This window comes from Streptomyces montanus, assembly GCF_005786655.1.
In the GTDB taxonomy this organism is placed as follows: domain Bacteria; phylum Actinomycetota; class Actinomycetes; order Streptomycetales; family Streptomycetaceae; genus Streptomyces; species Streptomyces sporangiiformans.
This window is the reverse complement of the sequence record NZ_VBZC01000001.1, coordinates 162,429-179,680: the sequence shown is the minus strand read 5'-3', so window position 1 is coordinate 179,680 and position 17,252 is coordinate 162,429. Positions and strand designations below refer to the sequence as shown.

The window sequence follows — 17,252 nt, the reverse complement described above, 5'->3', positions numbered from 1 at the left end:
TCGGCAAGCTCAGCGGAGGAGAAGCTGGATTCCGCCCACCACCGTCGCCGCGATCACCAGCTGTTCGAAGAGCCGCTGATTGATGCGGTGCACGGCGACCTTGCCGATGAAGGCGCCCGGGACGACGAACATGGCGAGGGCGGCGTCCAGCAGCAGCGAGCGGCCGTCGATCAGCCCGAGGCCGACGCTGAAGGGCACCTTGGAGACGTTGACGATCAGGAAGAAGAAGGCCGAGGTCCCCAGGAAGCCGAGCTTGCGGAAGCCGGCGGAGAGGAGATACATCGACATGACGGGGCCGCCCGCGTTGGCGACCATCGTGGTGAAGCCTCCGAGCACACCGTACGAACGAGCCTTGATCCGGCCCGCCCGCGAGGTCACCGAGTCCGGCTCCTCCTCGGCCGTGGCCTGTCTGCGGCGCCACACCGTGACCCCGGCCATGAACAGCAGGATCGCGCCGATCGACATCCGTACGATCCCGTCGTCCGCCCACATCAGGAACAGGGTGCCGAAGACGACGCCTGCCGCGACCGCCGGGAAGAGCCGCCACAGCGTGGGCCAGTGCGCGTGCCGCCGATAGGTGAGCACGGCGAGCACGTCCCCGACGATGAGGATGGGCAGCAGTACCCCCGTCGAAGCGCGGGCGGGCAGGACGGCCGCGAAGATCGCGAGACTTACCGTATTGGCCCCGCTCACCGCGGTCTTCGAGAAGCCGACGAGCATCGCCGCGGCGGCGAGTGCGGCGAACTCCCAGGCGGATATGTGCCAGAGCGTCATCGTGTTCATGCGAAGGCCGATGCTATGCGCAAGCATCTCGCCGCGGCAGACCGTCTCGCCAGGTGGCCCCTGCCCGTAGGGGACCGCTGGTCTTGCACTGTGGACCGCCGTCCCGCCCCCCTGGGAAGATCGTCCGGAACCTTTGCCGACGACGATGGAGGAGCGATGACCGACTCGCGCGAGCACACCCTCACCGGCACCAAAGGCGCCATCACCGCACGCGAGTGGCCACAGGAGCGTCCGCGGTACGTCGCGCTCCTGGTCCATGGCTACGGGGAGCACATCGGCCGGTACGAGTACGTGGCGGACGTACTGAACAGGCATGGCGCGGCGGTGTTCGGCCCCGACCACATGGGGCACGGGAAGTCGGCGGGCGAGCGGGTGCTGATCGAGGACTTCGAGGACGTGGTGACCGACGTCCACGCGACGGAACGGCTGGCGCGGGCCTCGTACCCGGGGGTGCCCGTCGTGCTGATAGGCCACTCCATGGGCGGGCTGATCGCGGCGCGTTACGCCCAGAGGTACGGCGAGGGCCTCGCCGCCCTCGTGCTGTCCGGGCCGGTGATCGGCAGCTGGGCGCTGCTCGACCGGCTGCTCCCGCTCGACCCGCTGCCCGACGTCCCCATCGACCCCTCGACGCTCTCGCGTGACCCGTCGGTCGGCGAGGCGTACGCCACGGATCCCCTTGTCTGGCACGGCCCGTTCAAGCGCCCGACGCTGGAGGCGTTCGTCCGTACGCTGGAGACCATCTCCAAGAGCGGGAACGTGGGCGCACTTCCGCTGCTGTGGCTGCACGGCGACGACGACCGGATCGTGCCGATTTCCGCCAGCCGCGCGGGCGTCGAGGAGCTGCGCGGCAGCGACTGGACCGAACGCATCTGCGCCGGAGCCCAGCACGAGGTGTTCAACGAGACGGACAAGGCCGCGGTTCTCGCGGACGTGACCGGCTTCGTGGACCGCGTCCTCGGGAACTGAAGCACGGGTGTTTCCACTGATACGCCCTGGGCACTCGCGGCCGCATGGAGTGGTTGCGGAGAGCAGCCTGCGCGGATGAGGACCCGGAACTGTTCTTCCCCGTGGGCACGACCGGCCCCGCAGTACGGGACGTCGTGGCCGCCAAGCGGGTATGCGCCCGCTGCCCGGTGACCTTCGAGTGCCTGACCTGGGCGCTCGACACCGGACAGACCTCGGGTGTGTGGGGCGGAACCGGTGAGGAAGAGCGCACGGAGCTGCTCCGTATGGTTCGCGGTCAACCCACGAGGAGAAGCGCGTCATGACTGTGGTGAAGAGCACCCTCCCCGACCCCGCACGTCAGGTGGTCGGGGACGCCCTGCAGGGCACCCTGGTGGACCTGCTCGGCCTCTCACTCATCGGCAAGCAGGCCCACTGGAACATCGTGGGCCCACGATTCCGCTCGATCCATCTGCAGATCGACGAGGTCGTCGCGACGGCACGTACGTACTCCGACACGGTGGCGGAACGTGCGGCGGCACTCGGCATCCCTCCCGACGGACGGCCCGAGACCATCGCCGCGACCTGCGCCCTGCAGGGCCCGAAGGACGGCGGCTGGGTCCAGGACACCGAGGTCGTCAGCCTGCTCATCGAGGCCCTGGAGACGGTCATCGGGCAGCTGCGGGAGCGGATCGACGCGACGGACGAAGCCGATCGCGTCACCCAGGACCTGCTGATCGGTCTCACGGCCGAGCTCGAGAAGCACCGCTGGATGTTCCAGGCCGAGGACTGGCCGAGCTGACGTCCGAGGGGGCCCACGACGCCGAGGGAGGAGGCGCCCACAACGACGAAGCGGCTCACCGACCAAGAGGCGCACGACCGAAAGGGGGTTACGCCATGACCGACGCCCTCGAACTCGACGCGCTGTGGGACGAGTTCCACCGCGTGGTGAACATGACCTCGCAGGAGCTGGCCGCCTGGCTGACGGCGCTTGACGTGGGCGAGGAGGCCGAACCACTGCCGGAGCACGCGGGGTCACCCACCGGTCAGCATGTCCTGGAAATCCTCCAGAAGCGCCGTACGGACCTCACCGAGGACGACATCAACGTCATGTACGGGGTCGTGGACACCGTCACGGAAGAGACCGAACAGGCGGACCGGATGGACCAGACGGGCCCCGGGCAGGAGCACGAGGCCGAGGAGACCCGGCGGCGCCATCGGCTGATGACGCTGGGGCATGATCCGCTCAGGGTGCCGTCATGACCAGGCACAGCCGGATCGTGGAGGCGCTGGTCTCCGAACACGGCACGACGTTCGCCGAGGAGGCGGGCATCACGCTGCGGAACACGCCGCAGCCGCTGTACCGCACCATGGTCATGGCCTGCCTCCTCAGCGCGCGTATCCGCGGTTCCGTCGCCGTGGCGACCACGCGCGCGCTGTACGAGGCCGGGCTGCGCGATCCGCGCCGGATGGGCGACGCGAGTTGGCAGGAACGGGTCGACGCGCTGGGCGAAGGCGGCTACCGGCGCTATGACGAACGCACGGCGACTCAACTCGGCGATGGCGCCGAGCTGTTGACGGAGCGCTGGGGCGGCGATCTGCGGCGGATGCGGGACACGGCGGACGGTGACCTCGACGAACTGCGGTCACTGCTGCGGGAGATACCGGGGCTCGGTCCGGCGGGCGTGGACATCTTCCTGCGTGAGGTGCAGCGGGTCTGGTCCGAGGTCGCGCCGTATCTCGACGCGAAGGCGCTGCAGGGCGCGGAACGGCTCGGGCTGCCCAAGGATCCCGACCGTCTGGTGAAACTCGCCGGTGGCACCGAACCGGTCGTGCTGGCAGCCGCGTTGGTGCGCGCCGCGCTCGACAAGAAGGTCGTGGAGGAGTGCCTGCGGCGCGCCGGGCAAGGTTCCTCGAAGGCGGCCTGAGCAACGGGGTTCGAGGGGTTCGACGGCCCGGGTGACGGTGTCACACTGCTCGTACGTCACGACGAGCAGAGGAGTCGCATGACCGGACCGAGCCCGTCGGCGAACCCGCCACCCGGTTGATCGACACGAGCAAGCCGCATCCGGCGCGGGTGTACGACTGGTACCTGGGAGGCAAGGACAACTGCCACCCGCTGGATCGTCCGGGAGACCGGGATCCGGCAGTTCCTCGACATCGGCAGCGGGATTCCCACGGAGCCCAACCTCCACCAGATCGCCCAGACCGGCGTACCTGGTGGACACCCTGGCCGACGCGCTGGCGCCGGGCAGTTGCCTGGTCCTGTCCGCGTTGACCGCCGACTTCGACCCCCAGACCGTGGAGCGGGGCATCGCCACGTACACGGCGGGAGGCGTGACCCTGGTGGCCCGCTCGCACGCCGAAGCGGGCCGCTTCTTCAAGGGACTTGAGCTGGTCGATCCGGGGATCGTGTCCGTGTCGCGGTGGCATCCGGAACTCGCGGAGGATGAGACGGAGACCCTCACCGGCGACGCACCCGTTCCGCTGTACGGCGGGGTCGGTCTCAAGCGCTGAGGGAACGCCGAAGGCCGAGGAACGCCAAAGGGCTGAGGGAACGCCGAAGGGGCTGAGGCCCTCACGCCCGACCGGACCTGAGGAACTCCGCCATCGCGCTCAGGTCGCGTTCCGCGAAGCCCGCTTCGGCTGCGGCTCGGGCCAACCGGCCGTTGACGTAGGCCTGTTGCATGGGCGCGCCCACCCGCTCGGCGAGCCCAAGGATCAAGTCCAGGTCCTTGGCGACCAGTTCGAGGGTGAAGGCCACGGGGGTGTCCTCCGGGTGCAGATAGGCGTCCTTCTTGTAGTGCACGAAGGGCGCCCCCGCGGCACTCGCGGCGAACACCTCGTACGCGGACTCTCTCGGCACACCGGCCCGCTCGGCGAGGACCAGCGCCTCGGACAGGGCCTGGTTGAGGGCGTGGACGACGGAGTTCACCGCGAGCTTCATCGCCGCGCCCGAGCCACTGTCGCCGAGGTGGAACACCCGCGCCGCCAGCGTGTCGAGCACGGGCCGGGCCCGCTCCAGCGCCTCGGCGGAGCCGCCCGCCAGCACGGTCAGCCTGCCCTGTTCGACGAAGGAGACGCTGCCGGAGACGGGGGTGTCGAGCAGGCTCGCGCCGGTCTTGTCGACGAGGGTGTGCAGGGCCGACACCGTCTCGGGCGCGATCGTGCTCGTGTCCAGGACCACGCTCCCGGGGCGCAGCCCGGCGGCGATGCCGTCGTCCCCGCCGTAGGCCTCGGTCACGGCCGCGTCGTCGGCGAGCGAGACGAGGACGGTCCACGCGCCCGCGGCCGCCTCGCGGGGCGTCGCGGCGACGGTGTCGGCGACCGCTTCGGCCTTCGCGCGGGTGCGGTTGTACGCGATCACCTCGAAGCCGGCGTCGCGCAGCCGGCGCGCCATGGCACCGCCCATACGCCCGGTGCCGACCAGCGCGACCCGCCGGTCGCCTGCTCCGTCGCCGCCACTCATCGCAGCAGCCACCCGCCGTCCACGTTGAGATTGACGCCGTTGACCGAGCGGTTGCGCAGCAGGAAGTCCACCGTGTCCACGACGTCCCGCATGCTCGTCAGCTGTCCCGTGGGCGTCTGCGCACGGTAGTTCTCCAGCACCTCGGCCGGCTTGCCCGCCCAGAACGGGCTGTCGCCGACGATGCCCGGGTGGACGGCGTTCACCCGGATCGGGGCGAGTTCGGTCGCGAGGGTGCGCACCAGCCCGGTCACGCCGGCGTTCACGGTCGCGACGGTCGTCGCGCCCGGGTAGGGCCGTTCCTTGGCCTGCCCGCCGAAGATCACGACGGCGCTCTGATCGCTCATCCGCGGCAGCAGCGCATGTACCACCTCGGTGTATCCGACGAGCTTGAGCGTCACGAGGTGCAGCGCGGCGTCGATGTCGTACTCGGCGACGAGGTTCTGGTCGCGCGAGATGCCGACGAGGACGAGATGGTCGACGCGCTCGATGTCCGTCAGGGCAGAAGCGATGTCATGGGGCCGGGACAGGTCGAGGGCCAGTCCCCGCGCGCCGATCTCCTTGGCGACGGTGTCGGCGCGGTGCGCGTCGCGCCCGGTGAGCACGACGTCGTCACCGCGCGCGGCGCGGAACCGTGCGATCTCGCGCCCGATACCTGCTGTACCCCCGATCACCACCACGCTGCTCATGGCTGCTCCTTCAGTGCCGCACGCAGATAGTCCCAGTCCCGGGTGAATCGATAGGAGTGGCGTGACGGAGGCTGCGGTGCCTGCGTCTCCAGCCAACGCACCGGGCCCGGCCCGACGTTGACGAAGCTGTGCACACAGCCGGCGCCCGCCCAGGCCGCGTCGCCCACCCCGAGCCGGTGCCGCTCGCCGTCGAAGGTGGCGTCCACGGCGCCCTCGACGATCAGATACGTCTCCTCGAAGGGGTGGTCGTGCCCGCCCACGACGCCGTCGGCCGCGTACTGCACCATGAACATCGTCGAGGCCACCGCGCCCAGGTCCGTGTCCACCATCATCTTCACGGTGATGCCGCTGTAGACGAGCAGCGCCGTGCGCATGCTCGCCGACACCGCGAGCAGTTCCTGGGACTGCTTGCCGGGTTCCATCTGGGCGGCCTCGAAGTGGCCGAACGAGCGGGTGCGCGGATCGCGTACGTCGATCCGGACCGGCTCGCGGGTGCCGGCCGCCGTCAGCGCGGGCACCACCTGGGTGTCGTACTCGTACCGTGCGCGCGGCACCGGCGCGAGCATGTCGGCCCAGCGCGCGACGGTGTCCCCGGCGCCACGCCAGGCGTGCGGCACGCCGGTCGGGAGCACCCCGTAGTCGCCTTCCTCGAGCAGGTACGCGCCCTCCGGCACATCGAGGATCACCGTCCCCGACAGGACGTGGAAGGACTCCTCGTACGCGTGCACATGCGCGCCGATCGCCCCGTCGGGCGCCAGCTCGCAGACGCCGAAGCCGGTGTGCACGGCGCCGTCCGCCTCGTCGACGACCGTCCGCCGCCTGAATCCCCTGCTGCTGTAGGGCAGTTGAGGCGGAACGGCGAACGTGGCGTCCGCCGCCCGCTGTACGACGTAGTGCGTCACGCCGGCTGCCTCTTCCGCTTCTCGACCGCCGCCGCGAGACGGTCGCGGGACTCCTCGACCAGACGCCGCGCCCGCGCGGAGTCGGCGAGCAGCCGGCCGTCCCGTTTGTGGACCGTGCCGTCGACGATGACCGTCTCGACGTTGGACACGTCCGCGCACAGCGTCACCGCGGCGACCGGGTCGATCAGGGGCGCGATGTTGAGGGCGGTCGCGTCGATCGCGACGACGTCGGCGCGCTTGCCCGGGGTCAGTGAGCCGGTGCGCTGCTCGAGTCCCGCGACATGCGCGCCGTTGACTGTCGCGATCTCGAGCATCCGACGTGCCGTCAGCATCGTTTCGGGAACGGGGGTGTCGGCCTGCCAGCACTCCGCGTTCACCCGGGCGCGCTCGGCCCCGAAGGCCGCGCGGATCTGGGTGAACATGTCGCCGGGCACGGTGGTGACCACGTCGATGCTCAGACTCGGCCGCAGCCCGTACTCGATCGCCTTCATCACGGGCGGCCAGCCGTGCCCCATCTGCGTCTCCACCTGCGGCGCGATGGAGACCGTGCCGCCGCTGTCGGCGACCATCCGCCACTCCTCCTCGCTGAAGTAGCAGCAGTGGACGTAGGTGGTGTCGGAGCCGAGCAGCCCGAGGTCGTGCAGTTGCCTGACCATCCCGAAGCGTCCGGCCAGCCGGCCCATGCCGACGTGCACGGTGATCGGGATGTCCAGCTCGCGTGCGAGCCGCCACTCGGCGTCGACGACGTCGTTGACGCAGAAGCCCGGGCCGCGGGTCGCCAGACCCATGGTCAACAAGCCGTCACCGGACGGGAAGTGACGCTCCCTCACCCGGCGTACGTCGTCGCCGGGCATGGCGATCTTGCTCTCGAACCAGTAGTCCGCGAGCGAGGTGTTGGCGCTGCCGTACGCGTACTGGGCGCGGATCCCGGTCTCGCTCAGCGCCTGCACGGCGGCGTCCGGGTGCTCGGGCGTGTTGTTGATGTGCGACCAGTCGACGAGCGTGGTGATCCCGGCGTTCAGGCATTCCAGAGAGCCCGCCAGGTTGCCCGCGTACACGTCCTCGGGGCCGTAGACGGGTGCGAAGGTGTCGAGTACCTCGACGAAGTAGTCGTCGAGTGTGGCGTCGGGCGCGCAGCCCCTGATGGGCGCCTCCCAGGTGTGGCGGTGGGTGTCGACGAAGCCCGGCATGACGATGCGGTCCGTCATGTCCAGGACTTCGGCGTCCACTTCGGCGGCGATCTCCGGTTCGACCGCCGCGATCCTGCCGTCCTCGATCAGGACGTCTCCCCGGGGCAGGTCCCCGATGCCGGGGTCCATCGAGATCACATGGCCCGCGCGCAGGAGCATTCGTTTGGTCATCGCGCTACCCGCCTTTCTCCGTGCCGGGTTCAGTAGCTGGTGAGGTCGCGGACCGAGGCCTCGACCTTGTCGACGGTGGGGATGACCTGCTCTTCGAGCGCGTCCGCGAAGGGCAGCGGCACGCACTCGGCCGCCACCCTGCGTACGGGCGCGTCGAGGAGGCCGAATCCCTCATCGGCGACGACCGATACAAGTGTTGCGCCCCACCCGCCCTGGTAGGGGTTCTCCTCGACGGTCACGAGCCGCGAGGTCTTCGCGAGGGAGCCGAGCACCGTCCGGGTGTCGAGCGGCACCAGGCAGCGCAGGTCGATCACCTCGGCGTCGATGTGTTCCTCGGCCAGCCGCTCGGCCGCCGTCAGCGCCACGGGCACCATCGAGGCGAGGGCGACGAGCGTGACGTCTGCGCCCTCGCGCACGACGGCGGCCCGCCCCAGCTCGACGACGTGGTCCAGTGGCGCGGGCGGCCCCTTCGTCGCGAGGAGCCCCTTGTGCTCGAAGAAGACCACGGGGTCGTCGCTGCGGACGGCGGCCGCCATCATGCCGATCACGTCCGCGGGTGTGGCGGGTGCCGCGATCTTCAGTCCGGGCACGGTGAACGCCCAGTTCTCGGTCGCCTGGGAGTGCTGCGCGCCGAAGCCGAGACCGCCGCCGTTGGCCGTGCGCACCACGAGCGGCACGGTGACCTGGCCTCCCGTCATGTAGCGGACCTTGGGGATCTCGTTGGCGAGGTAGTCCCAGCAGCAGGCGAGGAAGTCCGAGAACATGATCTCGGCGATGGGCCGCATCCCCGTCATCGCGGCGCCCATCGCCGCCCCGACGATGGCCTGTTCGGAGATCGGCGTGTCCCACACCCGCTCGGGTCCGAACTCCTTGTGCAGTCCGACGGTCGTCTTGAACACCCCGCCCGCGGCGCCGATGTCCTCGCCCAGGCAGACGACCGCCGGATCGCGCCGCATCTCACGTGCGATGCCTTCGGCGACGGCCTCGCGGTAGGTGATCACGTCCGCCACGCCGCACCTCCGTCGGCCCATACGTCGGTCAGCGCCTCGCGCGGATCGGGCGCGGGGGCGTTCTTCGCGGCCTCGACGGCCTGCTGTACGAGGCTGTTGGCGCGTTCGTCGGCCTCGGTGGCCGCGTCCGCGGGCACGCCGAGTTCGGCGAGGCGGCCGCGGGCGACGTCCAGCGGGTCGTGCTTGAGCCAGCGCTCCACCTCCTCCGCCGGCCGGTAACTGGCCGGGTCGGCGCGGCTGTGGCCGAAGTGCCGGTAGGTCTGCGCCTCCAGCAGGCTGGGCCCGTCCCCCGCCCGGGCCCGGTCCGCCAGCCGGCCCACGGCCTCCTGGACGAGGACCACGTCGTTGCCGTCGACGATCTCGCCGGGCATACCGTAGGCGGAAGCGCGGTCCGCCGCGGGGTTGGCCACGGCGGTGACGTCGGCGATCGGCGTGTACTCCATGTACAGGTTGTTCTCGCAGACGAAGAGCACGGGCAGCTTCCACACGGCCGCCAGGTTGAGCGCCTCGTGGAACGCGCCGATGTTGGTGGCGCCGTCGCCGAAGAAGGCCACCGCGATCTGTCCGCTACCGCGCAGCCGGGCGGACCAGGCGGCGCCGACCGCCATGGGGAGGTGGGCGCCGACGATGGCGTACGAGCCGAGCATGTTGCCCGACGCCTTGGTGAGGTGCATCGAGCCGCCCTTGGCCTTGCACAGGCCGGTGGCACGGCTCATCAGTTCGGCGAGGCATTCCTCGGGGGTGGCGCCGCGGGCCAGCGCGTGGTGGTGGCCCCGGTAGGTCGCGAACACGTAGTCGTCGTCCCGGAGTGCCGCGCTCGCGCCGACGGCGATGGCCTCGTGGCCGGAGGCGAGGTGGGTGGTGCCCTTGACGAGGCCGGACATGAACAGGTCGTGGGCGGCCTTCTCCGTACGCCGGATCACGGCCATCTGCTCGTAGAGCGCGAGGAGTTGGGCCGCGTTCGTCATGGCTCGCCCCTGCCCTCGCGGGTGTTGAGGTGGGACTGCGCCTCACGCCTCGTGTTGAGCTCGCCGCCGACCGTCCAGTACTTGCGGCCCGCCACGAGCAGTTCCTCGGCCGGGAACTTGGTGATCACCTCGCAGCCGTCGGCCGTGACGACGACTTCCTCCTCGATCCGGGCGGCCGACCAGCCGTCCGCCGCCGGCCAGTACGTCTCCAGCGCGAACACCATGCCCTGTTCGAGGACTTCGGGGTGGTCGAGCGACACGAGGCGGCTGAAGATGGGCTTCTCCCAGATCGACAGGCCCACGCCGTGCCCGTACTGCAGCGCGAACGCGGCGGTCTCGTCGGGGAAGCCGAACTCCTCGGCGCGCGGCCAGACCCGGACGATGTCGGCGGTCGTGGCGCCCGGCCGCACCAGGGCGATGGCCTCGTCCATGTAGGCGCGGCAGCGGACGTACGCGTCGCGCTGCGCGGCGGAGGCGCTGCCGACGGCGAACGTGCGGTAGTAGCAGGTGCGGTAGCCGAGGTGGCTGTGCAGGATGTCGAAGAAGGCGGGGTCGCCGGGACGGATCAGGCGGTCGCTGTAGACGTGCGGGTGCGGTGAACAGCGCTCCCCCGAGATGGCGTTGACGCCCTCGACGTATTCGCTGCCCAGGTCGTAGAGGACCTTGCTGACGAGTCCGACACATTCGTTCTCGCGCACGCCCGGCCGCAGGTGGCCGTACAGCTCCTCGTACGCCGCGTCGACCATCGAGCAGGCCTGGGTGAGCAGGGAGATCTCGTCGGAGGTCTTGATGCGGCGGGCCTCCAGGAAGACCTGCTGGCCGTCGACGACGTCGATGCCCTGGTCCTTGAGTGCCTGGAGTACGGGCATCTCGGCCAGGTCGACGCCCAACGGCTCGCCGGCCAGGCCGTGTTCGCGCAGCACCTCGGCGATCTTCGCGGCGACGTCCTCGGCGATCCCGGCATCCGGATGGAAGGCGCCCCGGAGCGTCGAGATCCCGGCGCGGGCGCCCGTGGGCGGGCCGCCCTTGCCGTCGCTGTAGTCCAGCCACGGGTTGTAGAGCTGATGGTGGCGGGCCGCGGAGCCGAAGTCCCAGACGACCGGTTCGCCGCCGCGGACGAGCAGCGCGAAGCGGATCAGCTTGTCCATGGCCCACGTGCCGATGTGGGTGGACGACATGTAGCGGATGTTGGAGAAGTCGAAGCTCAGCAGCGCGCCCAGCTCGGAACGGTTCAGCGCCGCGTTCAGCCGCGCCAGCCGTTCCTTGCGCAGCCTGTCCAGGTCGACACGCTCTTCCCAGTCGACGGCATTGGGGCCGAAAGTGCGGATCGCCATGGCGAACCTCCCCTTCGAGTGAACGACCGTCCGAGGGGAGTGTCAAGGCATACTGAACACGAACCACACGCCGATGGCCGGTTCGTCCCCGTCGTTGCGATAGCGGTGCGGCGTCGTCGACTCGAAGGACACCGCGTCGCCGGGCCGTAGCGTGTACTCCTCGAAACCGAGGGTGAGCACCAGTTCGCCCGAGGTGAGGTAGCCGTACTCCGTTCCCGGGTGCCGCATCAGCTTGCCCGTGCTGGACGAGGAGCCCCCGGGGCGGTACGTGACCAGCAGGAAGTCGACGTCCGTGCCCGGAACCCGGCCGAGCCGCTCCCATACGACACCCGAGTCGAGCTCCAGCACCTCGCGGTCGTCGGCCTCGACCAGCGGCCCGATCCTGAGGCCGGGGTCCGCGGCGAAGGCTGCGAGGGCGTGCAGGACCGTGCCGGGCGGTGCGCCCGCGTTCGCCTCCGTCGGCACGTCGGGCACACCCGTCACTTCAGTCGCGCCTGCCCCGTCCGCCGCGTCGAAGAGCGACTCGACCGGTATGGAGAGGGCGGTCGTGATCGCGTACAGCGTGCTGACCGACGGCTGGCTCTTCCCCGTCTCGATCTGCGATATGAGGCTCGCGGACACCCCGATCTCCCGCGCCAGGCCGCGCAGGGTCATGCCCCGCACGGTGCGCGCCTGACGGATGCGCGCACCGACGGGCGGCACGACCACAGGGGACACGGACGGCTCCTCTCGCGGAGAGCGTTCGCTCCCATTGAACAGCCGCACGGAGCGGAGCGGAACCGTTCAGGAGGCCGTGGGCGTCCAGTTGCCCAGCCAGTCGTCGATCTCCTGGCCGGTGGCCTGGGCGTCGGTCAGCTGAGGCCGGTCGCCGCTCGCGGAGCCGGCACCGGGGCCGGTGTTCTTGTACTCGGCGAACCGGTCGTCCTTCCAGGAGAAGCCGCCCATGTCGGTCCAGGGCTTGGACTTGATGGCGTTGCTGAGGGTGGAATTGCGGACCGTGGTCTGCGGGTCGAGGGAGGCGTCACCGCCGGCGTGCCAGTTGCGGCCGAGGAAGAAGCTTCCCGCGGACACGTCGCCGCTGAACGTGGTGTTGTTGATCAGGAAGCCCTTGCGGTCGGGGGCCGTGCTGGGCGCCGTGACGTATCCGGCCGAGGTGCCGTCCCACCGCTTCTTCAGGGTGATCACCGACTTGTTGATCACCGCGGTGGCCCGGCCGAAGATGAAGTCGACGTTGCCGACGACGTAGGAGTTGGTGATGTAGACCCGGCCGAGCTTGTCTCTGGCCGCCGTGTCCAGCAGCAGCGTGTCCTGGTCCCCGGTCATGATGATGCCGTCGAGGAAGACCTTGTCCGCGCCGGTGCGCAGGGCGACGGCCTGGTGTCCGTTCAGGTTCTGGTTCTTCGCCTCGTCGAAGTCGTTGGAGATGGTGAGGTTGCGGGCCTGGAAGTCGTCGGCGTCGACGGCGACGGTGGCGCTGCCACCGGTGCCGTAGTTCCCCGAGCCGTCCGGCTTCGGCGTGCCGGCGGCGTTGTTGAAGACGATCACGGTGTCCTTGCGGCTGCCACCCGTGCCCTGGAAGGTCACATGCGGCTTGTTGGACGGGACCTTGACCGTCTCACGGTAGGTGCCGGGCTTGATGGAGATGACGACCCGTGAGGGGTTGTTCGCCGGTACGGCGTTGACCGCGGCTTGCACGGTCTTGTACTGGCCGCTGCCGTCCTTGGCGACGGTGAGCGTGGCCGCCGCCTTGGTGCTCGGGGTACCCGTACCCGCCGTCGTACCGATCGAAGTCCGGGGCCCGGCACCGGACTTGAGGAGCGCCGGGAGGTCGGCGGCCTTGTCGAGCGTGTAGCTGTAGAAGCTCTTCGGGTCGAAGGCCGTGCCGCCGCTCTCGTTGCGCCCGCTGGTGCCGGAGAACACGTTGCCGCGCTGCACGAGGGCGGCGGTGCTGTCCTTGGTGACCGGGTTCTTCAGCCCCTGGAAGTAGCTGTTCTCCAGGACCATCTTCGTCTTGCCGCGCGCGTAGTTGCCGTACGACGTGGTGATGTCGGTACCCGACTCGTCCTGCAGCCAGTTGTTGTAGAGGTGCGCGTGGGCGAGGTTGTCGGCGGAGGGGTTGCGCTGCTCGGTCTCGCGGAACCAGTTGTGGTGGATCGTCAGGTCGGCGGTGGTGTTCTCGGTCCAGCCGATACCGAAGGTCTTGTTGTTGTTGCTGAGCTTGTTCCAGGACACCGTCACGTAGGTGGTGTCCTTGCGGCTGTCGATCAGGCCGTCGGCCATGTGCCGCAGGTCGTTGTGGTCGATCCACACGTGGTGCGCGCCGTCCATCTGGATGGCGTCGAAGTCGTGGTCCTTGTCGTTCCAGGTCCCCATGTACGAGTCCCGGATCGTCAGGTTCCGGATGATCACGTTGTGCACGCCCTGGCCGAGGAAGAAGCCGCCCCCGACGATCTGGCCCGAGGTTCCGGAGCCGACGATCGTCTTGTCCGAGGCGACCTTGATCTCCTTGCCCTTGGGGTCCATGTTGATCGCCCCGGCCACGACGATGACGTACGGCTCCGCCGCCGTCGCGTACTTCTCGAGGTCGGCGAGCGTCTTCACGGTGACGGTCTTGCCGCCCCGACCGCCGTAAGTGCCGTTCTGGCCCAGCGCGTTGACCGAAGCGAAGCCGTCGGCCGTGTCGTCCGCCCAGGCCGGGGCGGCCGCCGCCGAGGCCGTCCGCTGAGCGTCCTCGCCGAAGAGACCGAGATCCGGGCCGTACGACAGTCCGGCCGCGGCGGCCATCGCCACCGGGATCCCGACCGACAGGCCGAGCCTGCGCCTGCGGTGGCGCGCCTTCTGCTGGGATGTATCCATTACCTCAACCGCCCTGGGGAGAACTGTTGGTCCGACTTGTGCGTCCGACACTTCTTCGGTTCATTGCTCCAGGCAGTTGCCGCTCCTGGGCGAAAGGGTTGCCGAGGATGTCGACCCCGAAAGTTTCGACGCTTCAGGTGCCGTCGCCGGGCTGTCGGAGATCTCAGAGCACTCCGCGACGGGCGAGGGCCTTGGTCGGTCTCATCGGAGACGGCGGCCGTGCGTAACCGGTTCACTCGGGGAGCGCCCGGTTCAAGCCATCGGTCCCGGTGCCTCGCCCGCTGCTTCTCGGCGGGTCACTCCTCCCCGCCGGTCGGGCGGCTCGTGACGGGCGCGAGCCACAGGCCGACGATCGCGTCGATCAGCCCGGTGGCGGCGTCGTGCCAGCAGGAGCGGGCCGTGGGGGTGCTCTCGGCGAGAGCACGTTCACGCTCGGCGCACAGGTGCAGGATCAGCTGCCGCGCCATGTCGGAGCGCTCGGCGTGCACCTCGACCGGCAGCTCGGACAGGCACCGGTGCAGTCGTTCCAGGATCCGCCGCAGCGTCGGTGAGGTGAGGGACTCCTCGACCATGATCTGACGGAGCGCGGGGTCGGTCATCACCTGGGCGCTGAACCGCGCGTACCAGCTCGGGCTGCCCAGGTCCGCCAGATGCTCGGTGAGCGGGCGTACCAGACAGGCCACCCAGTCCCGCAGTTCGGTGGAGTCGCCGATCTCGGCCAGCATCCGTACGCGCGCCTGCTCGACCTGTTCGGCGTGCCTGCGGGCGATGGCGAGCACCAGGTCGGCCTTGGTGCCGAAGTGGTAGCCGACCGCGGCGTTGTTGCCCTGTCCCGCGGCCTCGCTGACCTGACGGTTCGACACCGCGTACACACCGCGCTCGGCGAACAGCCGCTCCGCCGTCGTCAGAATCAGTTCTCGCGTCGCGCTGACCTGCGCGGCCCGTGCGGTGCCGGCCGGCATCGTCACCACCTCACCGGGACTTCGCTCAGTCCGCCGATGACAAGGCCCTCGACGCGGCGCAGGTCCTCCGGCGGCACGGCGAGCTCCAGGGAGGGGAGTCGGCGCAGCAGTACCTCGAGCACGGCCCGCAGCTCGGTGCGGGCCAGTGCCTGGCCCAGACAGGAGTGGGGCCCGACGCCGAACGCCAGATGGGGGTTCGGGGCGCGGTCGAGCATCATCTCCTCGGCCGCGTCGAAGGCCGTCTCGTCACGGTTGGCCGCGGCCATGCTGCACATCACGGTGGTGCCGCGGGGCAGCACGGTGCCGGCCACCTCGACCTCCTCGGCGATGTACCGCGGCATGCCCAGCCCCGGGTTGGCGTCGAGCCGCAGTGCCTCCTCCACCGTGGAACGCACCAACGACCGGTCCGCCAGCAACCTCTCCCAGAGCCGTCGGTCGGCCAGCAGCATGGCCACCATCTTCCCGATCATGTTCGCCGTGGTCTCGTGCCCGGCGATCAGCAGGCCCTGACCGGTGGCCACCAGTTCCCTGTCGGACATCCGGTAGCCCCCGGGGCCGGTGCCCGTGGTGAGCTCACTGAGCAGGTCGTCACCCGGCTTCGCCCGTTTGGCAGCGATGTGGGCGGCCATGTACTCGACGAACTCGGCCTGCGCCGCGTCCACTTCCTCCTGCTGATACCGGGTCAGATTGAGCATGGTGTCCGACCAGTGGGCGAACCGGTCCCGGTCCGCGTCGGGGACCCCGAGCAGATCGCAGATCACCCACACCGGCAGCGGGAAGCCCAGGCCGGCCTTCAGATCCGCGGGATGACCGCGCTTGACCATGTCGTCGATGAGCCGCTCGGCCATCGCCTCGATGCCCGGCCGCAGCGCGGCCATGCGCTTGGCCGTGAACCACTTGGTCAGCATCCGCCGCCACCGCTGATGCGCCTCACCGGTCTGGGGGATGGCCGCCGCCATGTCGTCGTTGAACACACCGCCCGACTCCGTGTCCGAGATCCGGGCCGCGTCGTCGGCGTCCAGCAGCCGGCCGAACCGCGGGTCCGACAGCACCTGCTTGACGTCCTCGAAGCGCGTCAGCAGCGACGCCTCGTCGCCACTGGGCAGCGTCACCCGCGCCACGGGGCACTGCTGTCGCAGTTGCCGCCACTCCTCCGGCGGCCCCAGCGCCGTACGGCTGGACAACGGGTAGCTCAGCACCTGCTCGCAGGCCCCCTCCTCGCCACCGCCCTGCTTGCCGTCACCCTGCTCGCTGTCGCTCCGGCTCATCACGACCTCCTCCGATCCGGCAGCCCCCGCAAGATCAGGCAAGCCCATCCCCACAACCTCAGTCAAGCGACTGCTTTAGAATGTCCGGAGTCAGCCCCCGCCGGTTGACATGCAGCGGTACGCGCATCAGGAGGCTCGGAAAGTATGATCAGCCAATGTCTGACACGACCGAGACCACGCCCGGCTGGCTGACTTCCGACGAGCTCGAACTGTCGCGCGCCCGCATGCCGATCCTGTACGTCGAAGCCGTTCCCGTACGAGTCGACGACAGCGGCGAAGTCACCAGCATCGGGCTGCTCCTGCGCATCGGGGCGGACGGCACGGTCAGCCGCGCCCTCGTCTCCGGGCGCGTACTGCACCATGAACGGGTCCGGGACGCCCTCCTGCGCAATCTGGAGAAGGACCTCGGCCCGGTGGCGCTGCCCCGGGTCCCGGCCTCCTTGCAGCCCTTCACCGTCGCCGAGTACTTCCCGACGCAGGGGGTCACGCCGTTCCACGATCCCCGCCAGCACGCGGTGTCCCTCGCCTACATCGTCCCGGTGGCCGGCGACTGCCGCCCCCGGCAGGACGCCCTGGACCTGGTCTGGTTCAGCCCTCAGGAGGCCTCATCGCCTCTGGTCCAGAACGAGATGCCCGGCGGGCAGGGAGTCCTCCTCAAGCAGGCTCTCGCATACGTCGGTTGCCTCTCCTGAACGAGGCCTCCGTGGAAGG

18 protein-coding genes and 1 pseudogene are annotated in these 17,252 nt (G+C 69.8%); 7 read left to right on the top strand and 12 right to left on the bottom strand.

Translation table 11 applies throughout. The annotated features are described in order from the left end of the window. Positions 1 to 9: 9 nt before the first annotated feature. Complete coding sequence (locus FE633_RS00830; protein WP_138043034.1) at positions 10 to 783, bottom strand: sulfite exporter TauE/SafE family protein; 774 nt, start codon at positions 781 to 783, stop codon at positions 10 to 12. A gap of 156 nt (positions 784 to 939) precedes the next feature. Here FE633_RS00830 and FE633_RS00825 point away from each other — a divergent pair, with 156 nt between their 5' ends. From FE633_RS00825 to FE633_RS00800, 6 genes and pseudogenes are all read left to right on the top strand, one after another. Beyond that, complete coding sequence (locus tag FE633_RS00825; protein WP_138043033.1) at positions 940 to 1,749, top strand: alpha/beta hydrolase; 810 nt, start codon at positions 940 to 942, stop codon at positions 1,747 to 1,749. A gap of 44 nt (positions 1,750 to 1,793) precedes the next feature. Next, on the top strand, positions 1,794 to 2,051 hold the full coding sequence (locus FE633_RS00820) for a WhiB family transcriptional regulator (RefSeq protein WP_138043032.1): 258 nt from the start codon (positions 1,794 to 1,796) through the stop codon (positions 2,049 to 2,051). Beyond that, positions 2,048 to 2,527 (top strand): Dps family protein, encoded by a 480-nt coding sequence (locus tag FE633_RS00815; protein ID WP_138043031.1) that lies wholly within the window; start codon positions 2,048 to 2,050, stop codon positions 2,525 to 2,527. The genes FE633_RS00820 and FE633_RS00815 overlap by 4 nt, the downstream gene beginning before the upstream one ends. 95 nt (positions 2,528 to 2,622) lie before the next feature. Beyond that, entirely contained in the window at positions 2,623 to 2,988 is a 366-nt protein-coding gene (locus FE633_RS00810) for a DUF3140 domain-containing protein (protein ID WP_138043030.1), read from the top strand. Continuing rightward, positions 2,985 to 3,653: an HhH-GDP family DNA glycosylase gene (locus FE633_RS00805; protein ID WP_138043029.1), complete on the top strand. Its 669-nt coding sequence runs from the start codon at positions 2,985 to 2,987 to the stop codon at positions 3,651 to 3,653. Before FE633_RS00810 ends, FE633_RS00805 begins: the two co-directional genes overlap by 4 nt. 116 nt (positions 3,654 to 3,769) lie before the next feature. Continuing rightward, positions 3,770 to 4,242: pseudogene (locus FE633_RS00800) on the top strand (SAM-dependent methyltransferase). Positions 4,243 to 4,303: 61 nt separating this feature from the next. On the opposite strand, the gene FE633_RS00795 reads toward FE633_RS00800, so the two are convergent. The 11 genes from FE633_RS00795 to FE633_RS00745 all read right to left on the bottom strand — a co-directional run bounded on the left by FE633_RS00795 (position 4,304) and on the right by FE633_RS00745 (position 16,541). Beyond that, positions 4,304 to 5,194, bottom strand: coding sequence for an NAD(P)-dependent oxidoreductase (locus FE633_RS00795; protein ID WP_138043028.1), 891 nt, complete (start codon positions 5,192 to 5,194; stop codon positions 4,304 to 4,306). Continuing rightward, on the bottom strand, positions 5,191 to 5,880 hold the full coding sequence (locus FE633_RS00790) for an SDR family NAD(P)-dependent oxidoreductase (RefSeq protein ID WP_138043027.1): 690 nt from the start codon (positions 5,878 to 5,880) through the stop codon (positions 5,191 to 5,193). Before FE633_RS00790 ends, FE633_RS00795 begins: the two co-directional genes overlap by 4 nt. Further along, a complete protein-coding gene (locus FE633_RS00785; RefSeq protein ID WP_138043026.1) occupies positions 5,877 to 6,782 on the bottom strand; it encodes a cupin domain-containing protein in 906 nt (301 codons plus the stop codon). The genes FE633_RS00790 and FE633_RS00785 overlap by 4 nt, the downstream gene beginning before the upstream one ends. After that, complete coding sequence (locus tag FE633_RS00780; RefSeq protein ID WP_138043025.1) at positions 6,779 to 8,143, bottom strand: amidohydrolase family protein; 1,365 nt, start codon at positions 8,141 to 8,143, stop codon at positions 6,779 to 6,781. The genes FE633_RS00785 and FE633_RS00780 overlap by 4 nt, the downstream gene beginning before the upstream one ends. 29 nt (positions 8,144 to 8,172) lie before the next feature. Further along, positions 8,173 to 9,153 carry an alpha-ketoacid dehydrogenase subunit beta gene (locus FE633_RS00775; protein WP_138043024.1) on the bottom strand — a complete coding sequence of 327 codons (981 nt, stop codon included), beginning with the start codon at positions 9,151 to 9,153 and terminating at the stop codon, positions 8,173 to 8,175. After that, positions 9,141 to 10,121 carry a thiamine pyrophosphate-dependent dehydrogenase E1 component subunit alpha gene (locus FE633_RS00770; RefSeq protein ID WP_138043023.1) on the bottom strand — a complete coding sequence of 327 codons (981 nt, stop codon included), beginning with the start codon at positions 10,119 to 10,121 and terminating at the stop codon, positions 9,141 to 9,143. Before FE633_RS00770 ends, FE633_RS00775 begins: the two co-directional genes overlap by 13 nt. Further along, the gene (locus tag FE633_RS00765) at positions 10,118 to 11,455 is read right to left on the bottom strand and encodes a M24 family metallopeptidase (protein ID WP_138043022.1); all 1,338 of its coding nucleotides are present in this window, start codon (positions 11,453 to 11,455) and stop codon (positions 10,118 to 10,120) included. Before FE633_RS00765 ends, FE633_RS00770 begins: the two co-directional genes overlap by 4 nt. Before the next feature lie 42 nt (positions 11,456 to 11,497). Beyond that, positions 11,498 to 12,172: a helix-turn-helix domain-containing protein gene (locus FE633_RS00760; RefSeq protein WP_138043021.1), complete on the bottom strand. Its 675-nt coding sequence runs from the start codon at positions 12,170 to 12,172 to the stop codon at positions 11,498 to 11,500. 66 nt (positions 12,173 to 12,238) lie between these two features. Continuing rightward, positions 12,239 to 14,311: a pectinesterase family protein gene (locus FE633_RS00755; protein WP_138043020.1), complete on the bottom strand. Its 2,073-nt coding sequence runs from the start codon at positions 14,309 to 14,311 to the stop codon at positions 12,239 to 12,241. A gap of 296 nt (positions 14,312 to 14,607) precedes the next feature. Beyond that, positions 14,608 to 15,273 (bottom strand): TetR/AcrR family transcriptional regulator, encoded by a 666-nt coding sequence (locus FE633_RS00750; RefSeq protein ID WP_138043019.1) that lies wholly within the window; start codon positions 15,271 to 15,273, stop codon positions 14,608 to 14,610. Between the two features lie 2 nt (positions 15,274 to 15,275). After that, positions 15,276 to 16,541, bottom strand: a complete 1,266-nt coding sequence (locus FE633_RS00745) for a cytochrome P450 (RefSeq protein ID WP_246113342.1) — start codon at positions 16,539 to 16,541, stop codon at positions 15,276 to 15,278. A 155-nt stretch (positions 16,542 to 16,696) separates the two neighbouring features. On the opposite strand from FE633_RS00745, the gene FE633_RS00740 reads away from it, so the two are divergent. Then, complete coding sequence (locus FE633_RS00740) at positions 16,697 to 17,233, top strand: NUDIX hydrolase family protein (protein ID WP_138043017.1); 537 nt, start codon at positions 16,697 to 16,699, stop codon at positions 17,231 to 17,233. Positions 17,234 to 17,252: the final 19 nt, after the last annotated feature.

Excerpts from the sequence above, each read along its gene's own strand:
- FE633_RS00770 (WP_138043023.1), bottom strand. The coding sequence starts at position 10,121 with ATGACGAACGCGGCCCAACTCCTCGCGCTCTACGAGCAGATGGCCGTG.
- FE633_RS00755 (WP_138043020.1), bottom strand. The coding sequence starts at position 14,311 with ATGGATACATCCCAGCAGAAGGCGCGCCACCGCAGGCGCAGGCTCGGC.
- FE633_RS00740 (WP_138043017.1), top strand. The coding sequence starts at position 16,697 with ATGTCTGACACGACCGAGACCACGCCCGGCTGGCTGACTTCCGACGAG.
- FE633_RS00810 (WP_138043030.1), top strand. The coding sequence starts at position 2,623 with ATGACCGACGCCCTCGAACTCGACGCGCTGTGGGACGAGTTCCACCGC.
- FE633_RS00750 (WP_138043019.1), bottom strand. The coding sequence starts at position 15,273 with ATGCCGGCCGGCACCGCACGGGCCGCGCAGGTCAGCGCGACGCGAGAA.
- FE633_RS00765 (WP_138043022.1), bottom strand. The coding sequence starts at position 11,455 with ATGGCGATCCGCACTTTCGGCCCCAATGCCGTCGACTGGGAAGAGCGT.
- FE633_RS00780 (WP_138043025.1), bottom strand. The coding sequence starts at position 8,143 with ATGACCAAACGAATGCTCCTGCGCGCGGGCCATGTGATCTCGATGGAC.
- FE633_RS00790 (WP_138043027.1), bottom strand. The coding sequence starts at position 5,880 with ATGAGCAGCGTGGTGGTGATCGGGGGTACAGCAGGTATCGGGCGCGAG.
- FE633_RS00795 (WP_138043028.1), bottom strand. The coding sequence starts at position 5,194 with ATGAGTGGCGGCGACGGAGCAGGCGACCGGCGGGTCGCGCTGGTCGGC.
- FE633_RS00805 (WP_138043029.1), top strand. The coding sequence starts at position 2,985 with ATGACCAGGCACAGCCGGATCGTGGAGGCGCTGGTCTCCGAACACGGC.
- FE633_RS00820 (WP_138043032.1), top strand. The coding sequence starts at position 1,794 with ATGGAGTGGTTGCGGAGAGCAGCCTGCGCGGATGAGGACCCGGAACTG.
- FE633_RS00825 (WP_138043033.1), top strand. The coding sequence starts at position 940 with ATGACCGACTCGCGCGAGCACACCCTCACCGGCACCAAAGGCGCCATC.
- FE633_RS00815 (WP_138043031.1), top strand. The coding sequence starts at position 2,048 with ATGACTGTGGTGAAGAGCACCCTCCCCGACCCCGCACGTCAGGTGGTC.
- FE633_RS00745 (WP_246113342.1), bottom strand. The coding sequence starts at position 16,541 with ATGAGCCGGAGCGACAGCGAGCAGGGTGACGGCAAGCAGGGCGGTGGC.
- FE633_RS00830 (WP_138043034.1), bottom strand. The coding sequence starts at position 783 with ATGAACACGATGACGCTCTGGCACATATCCGCCTGGGAGTTCGCCGCA.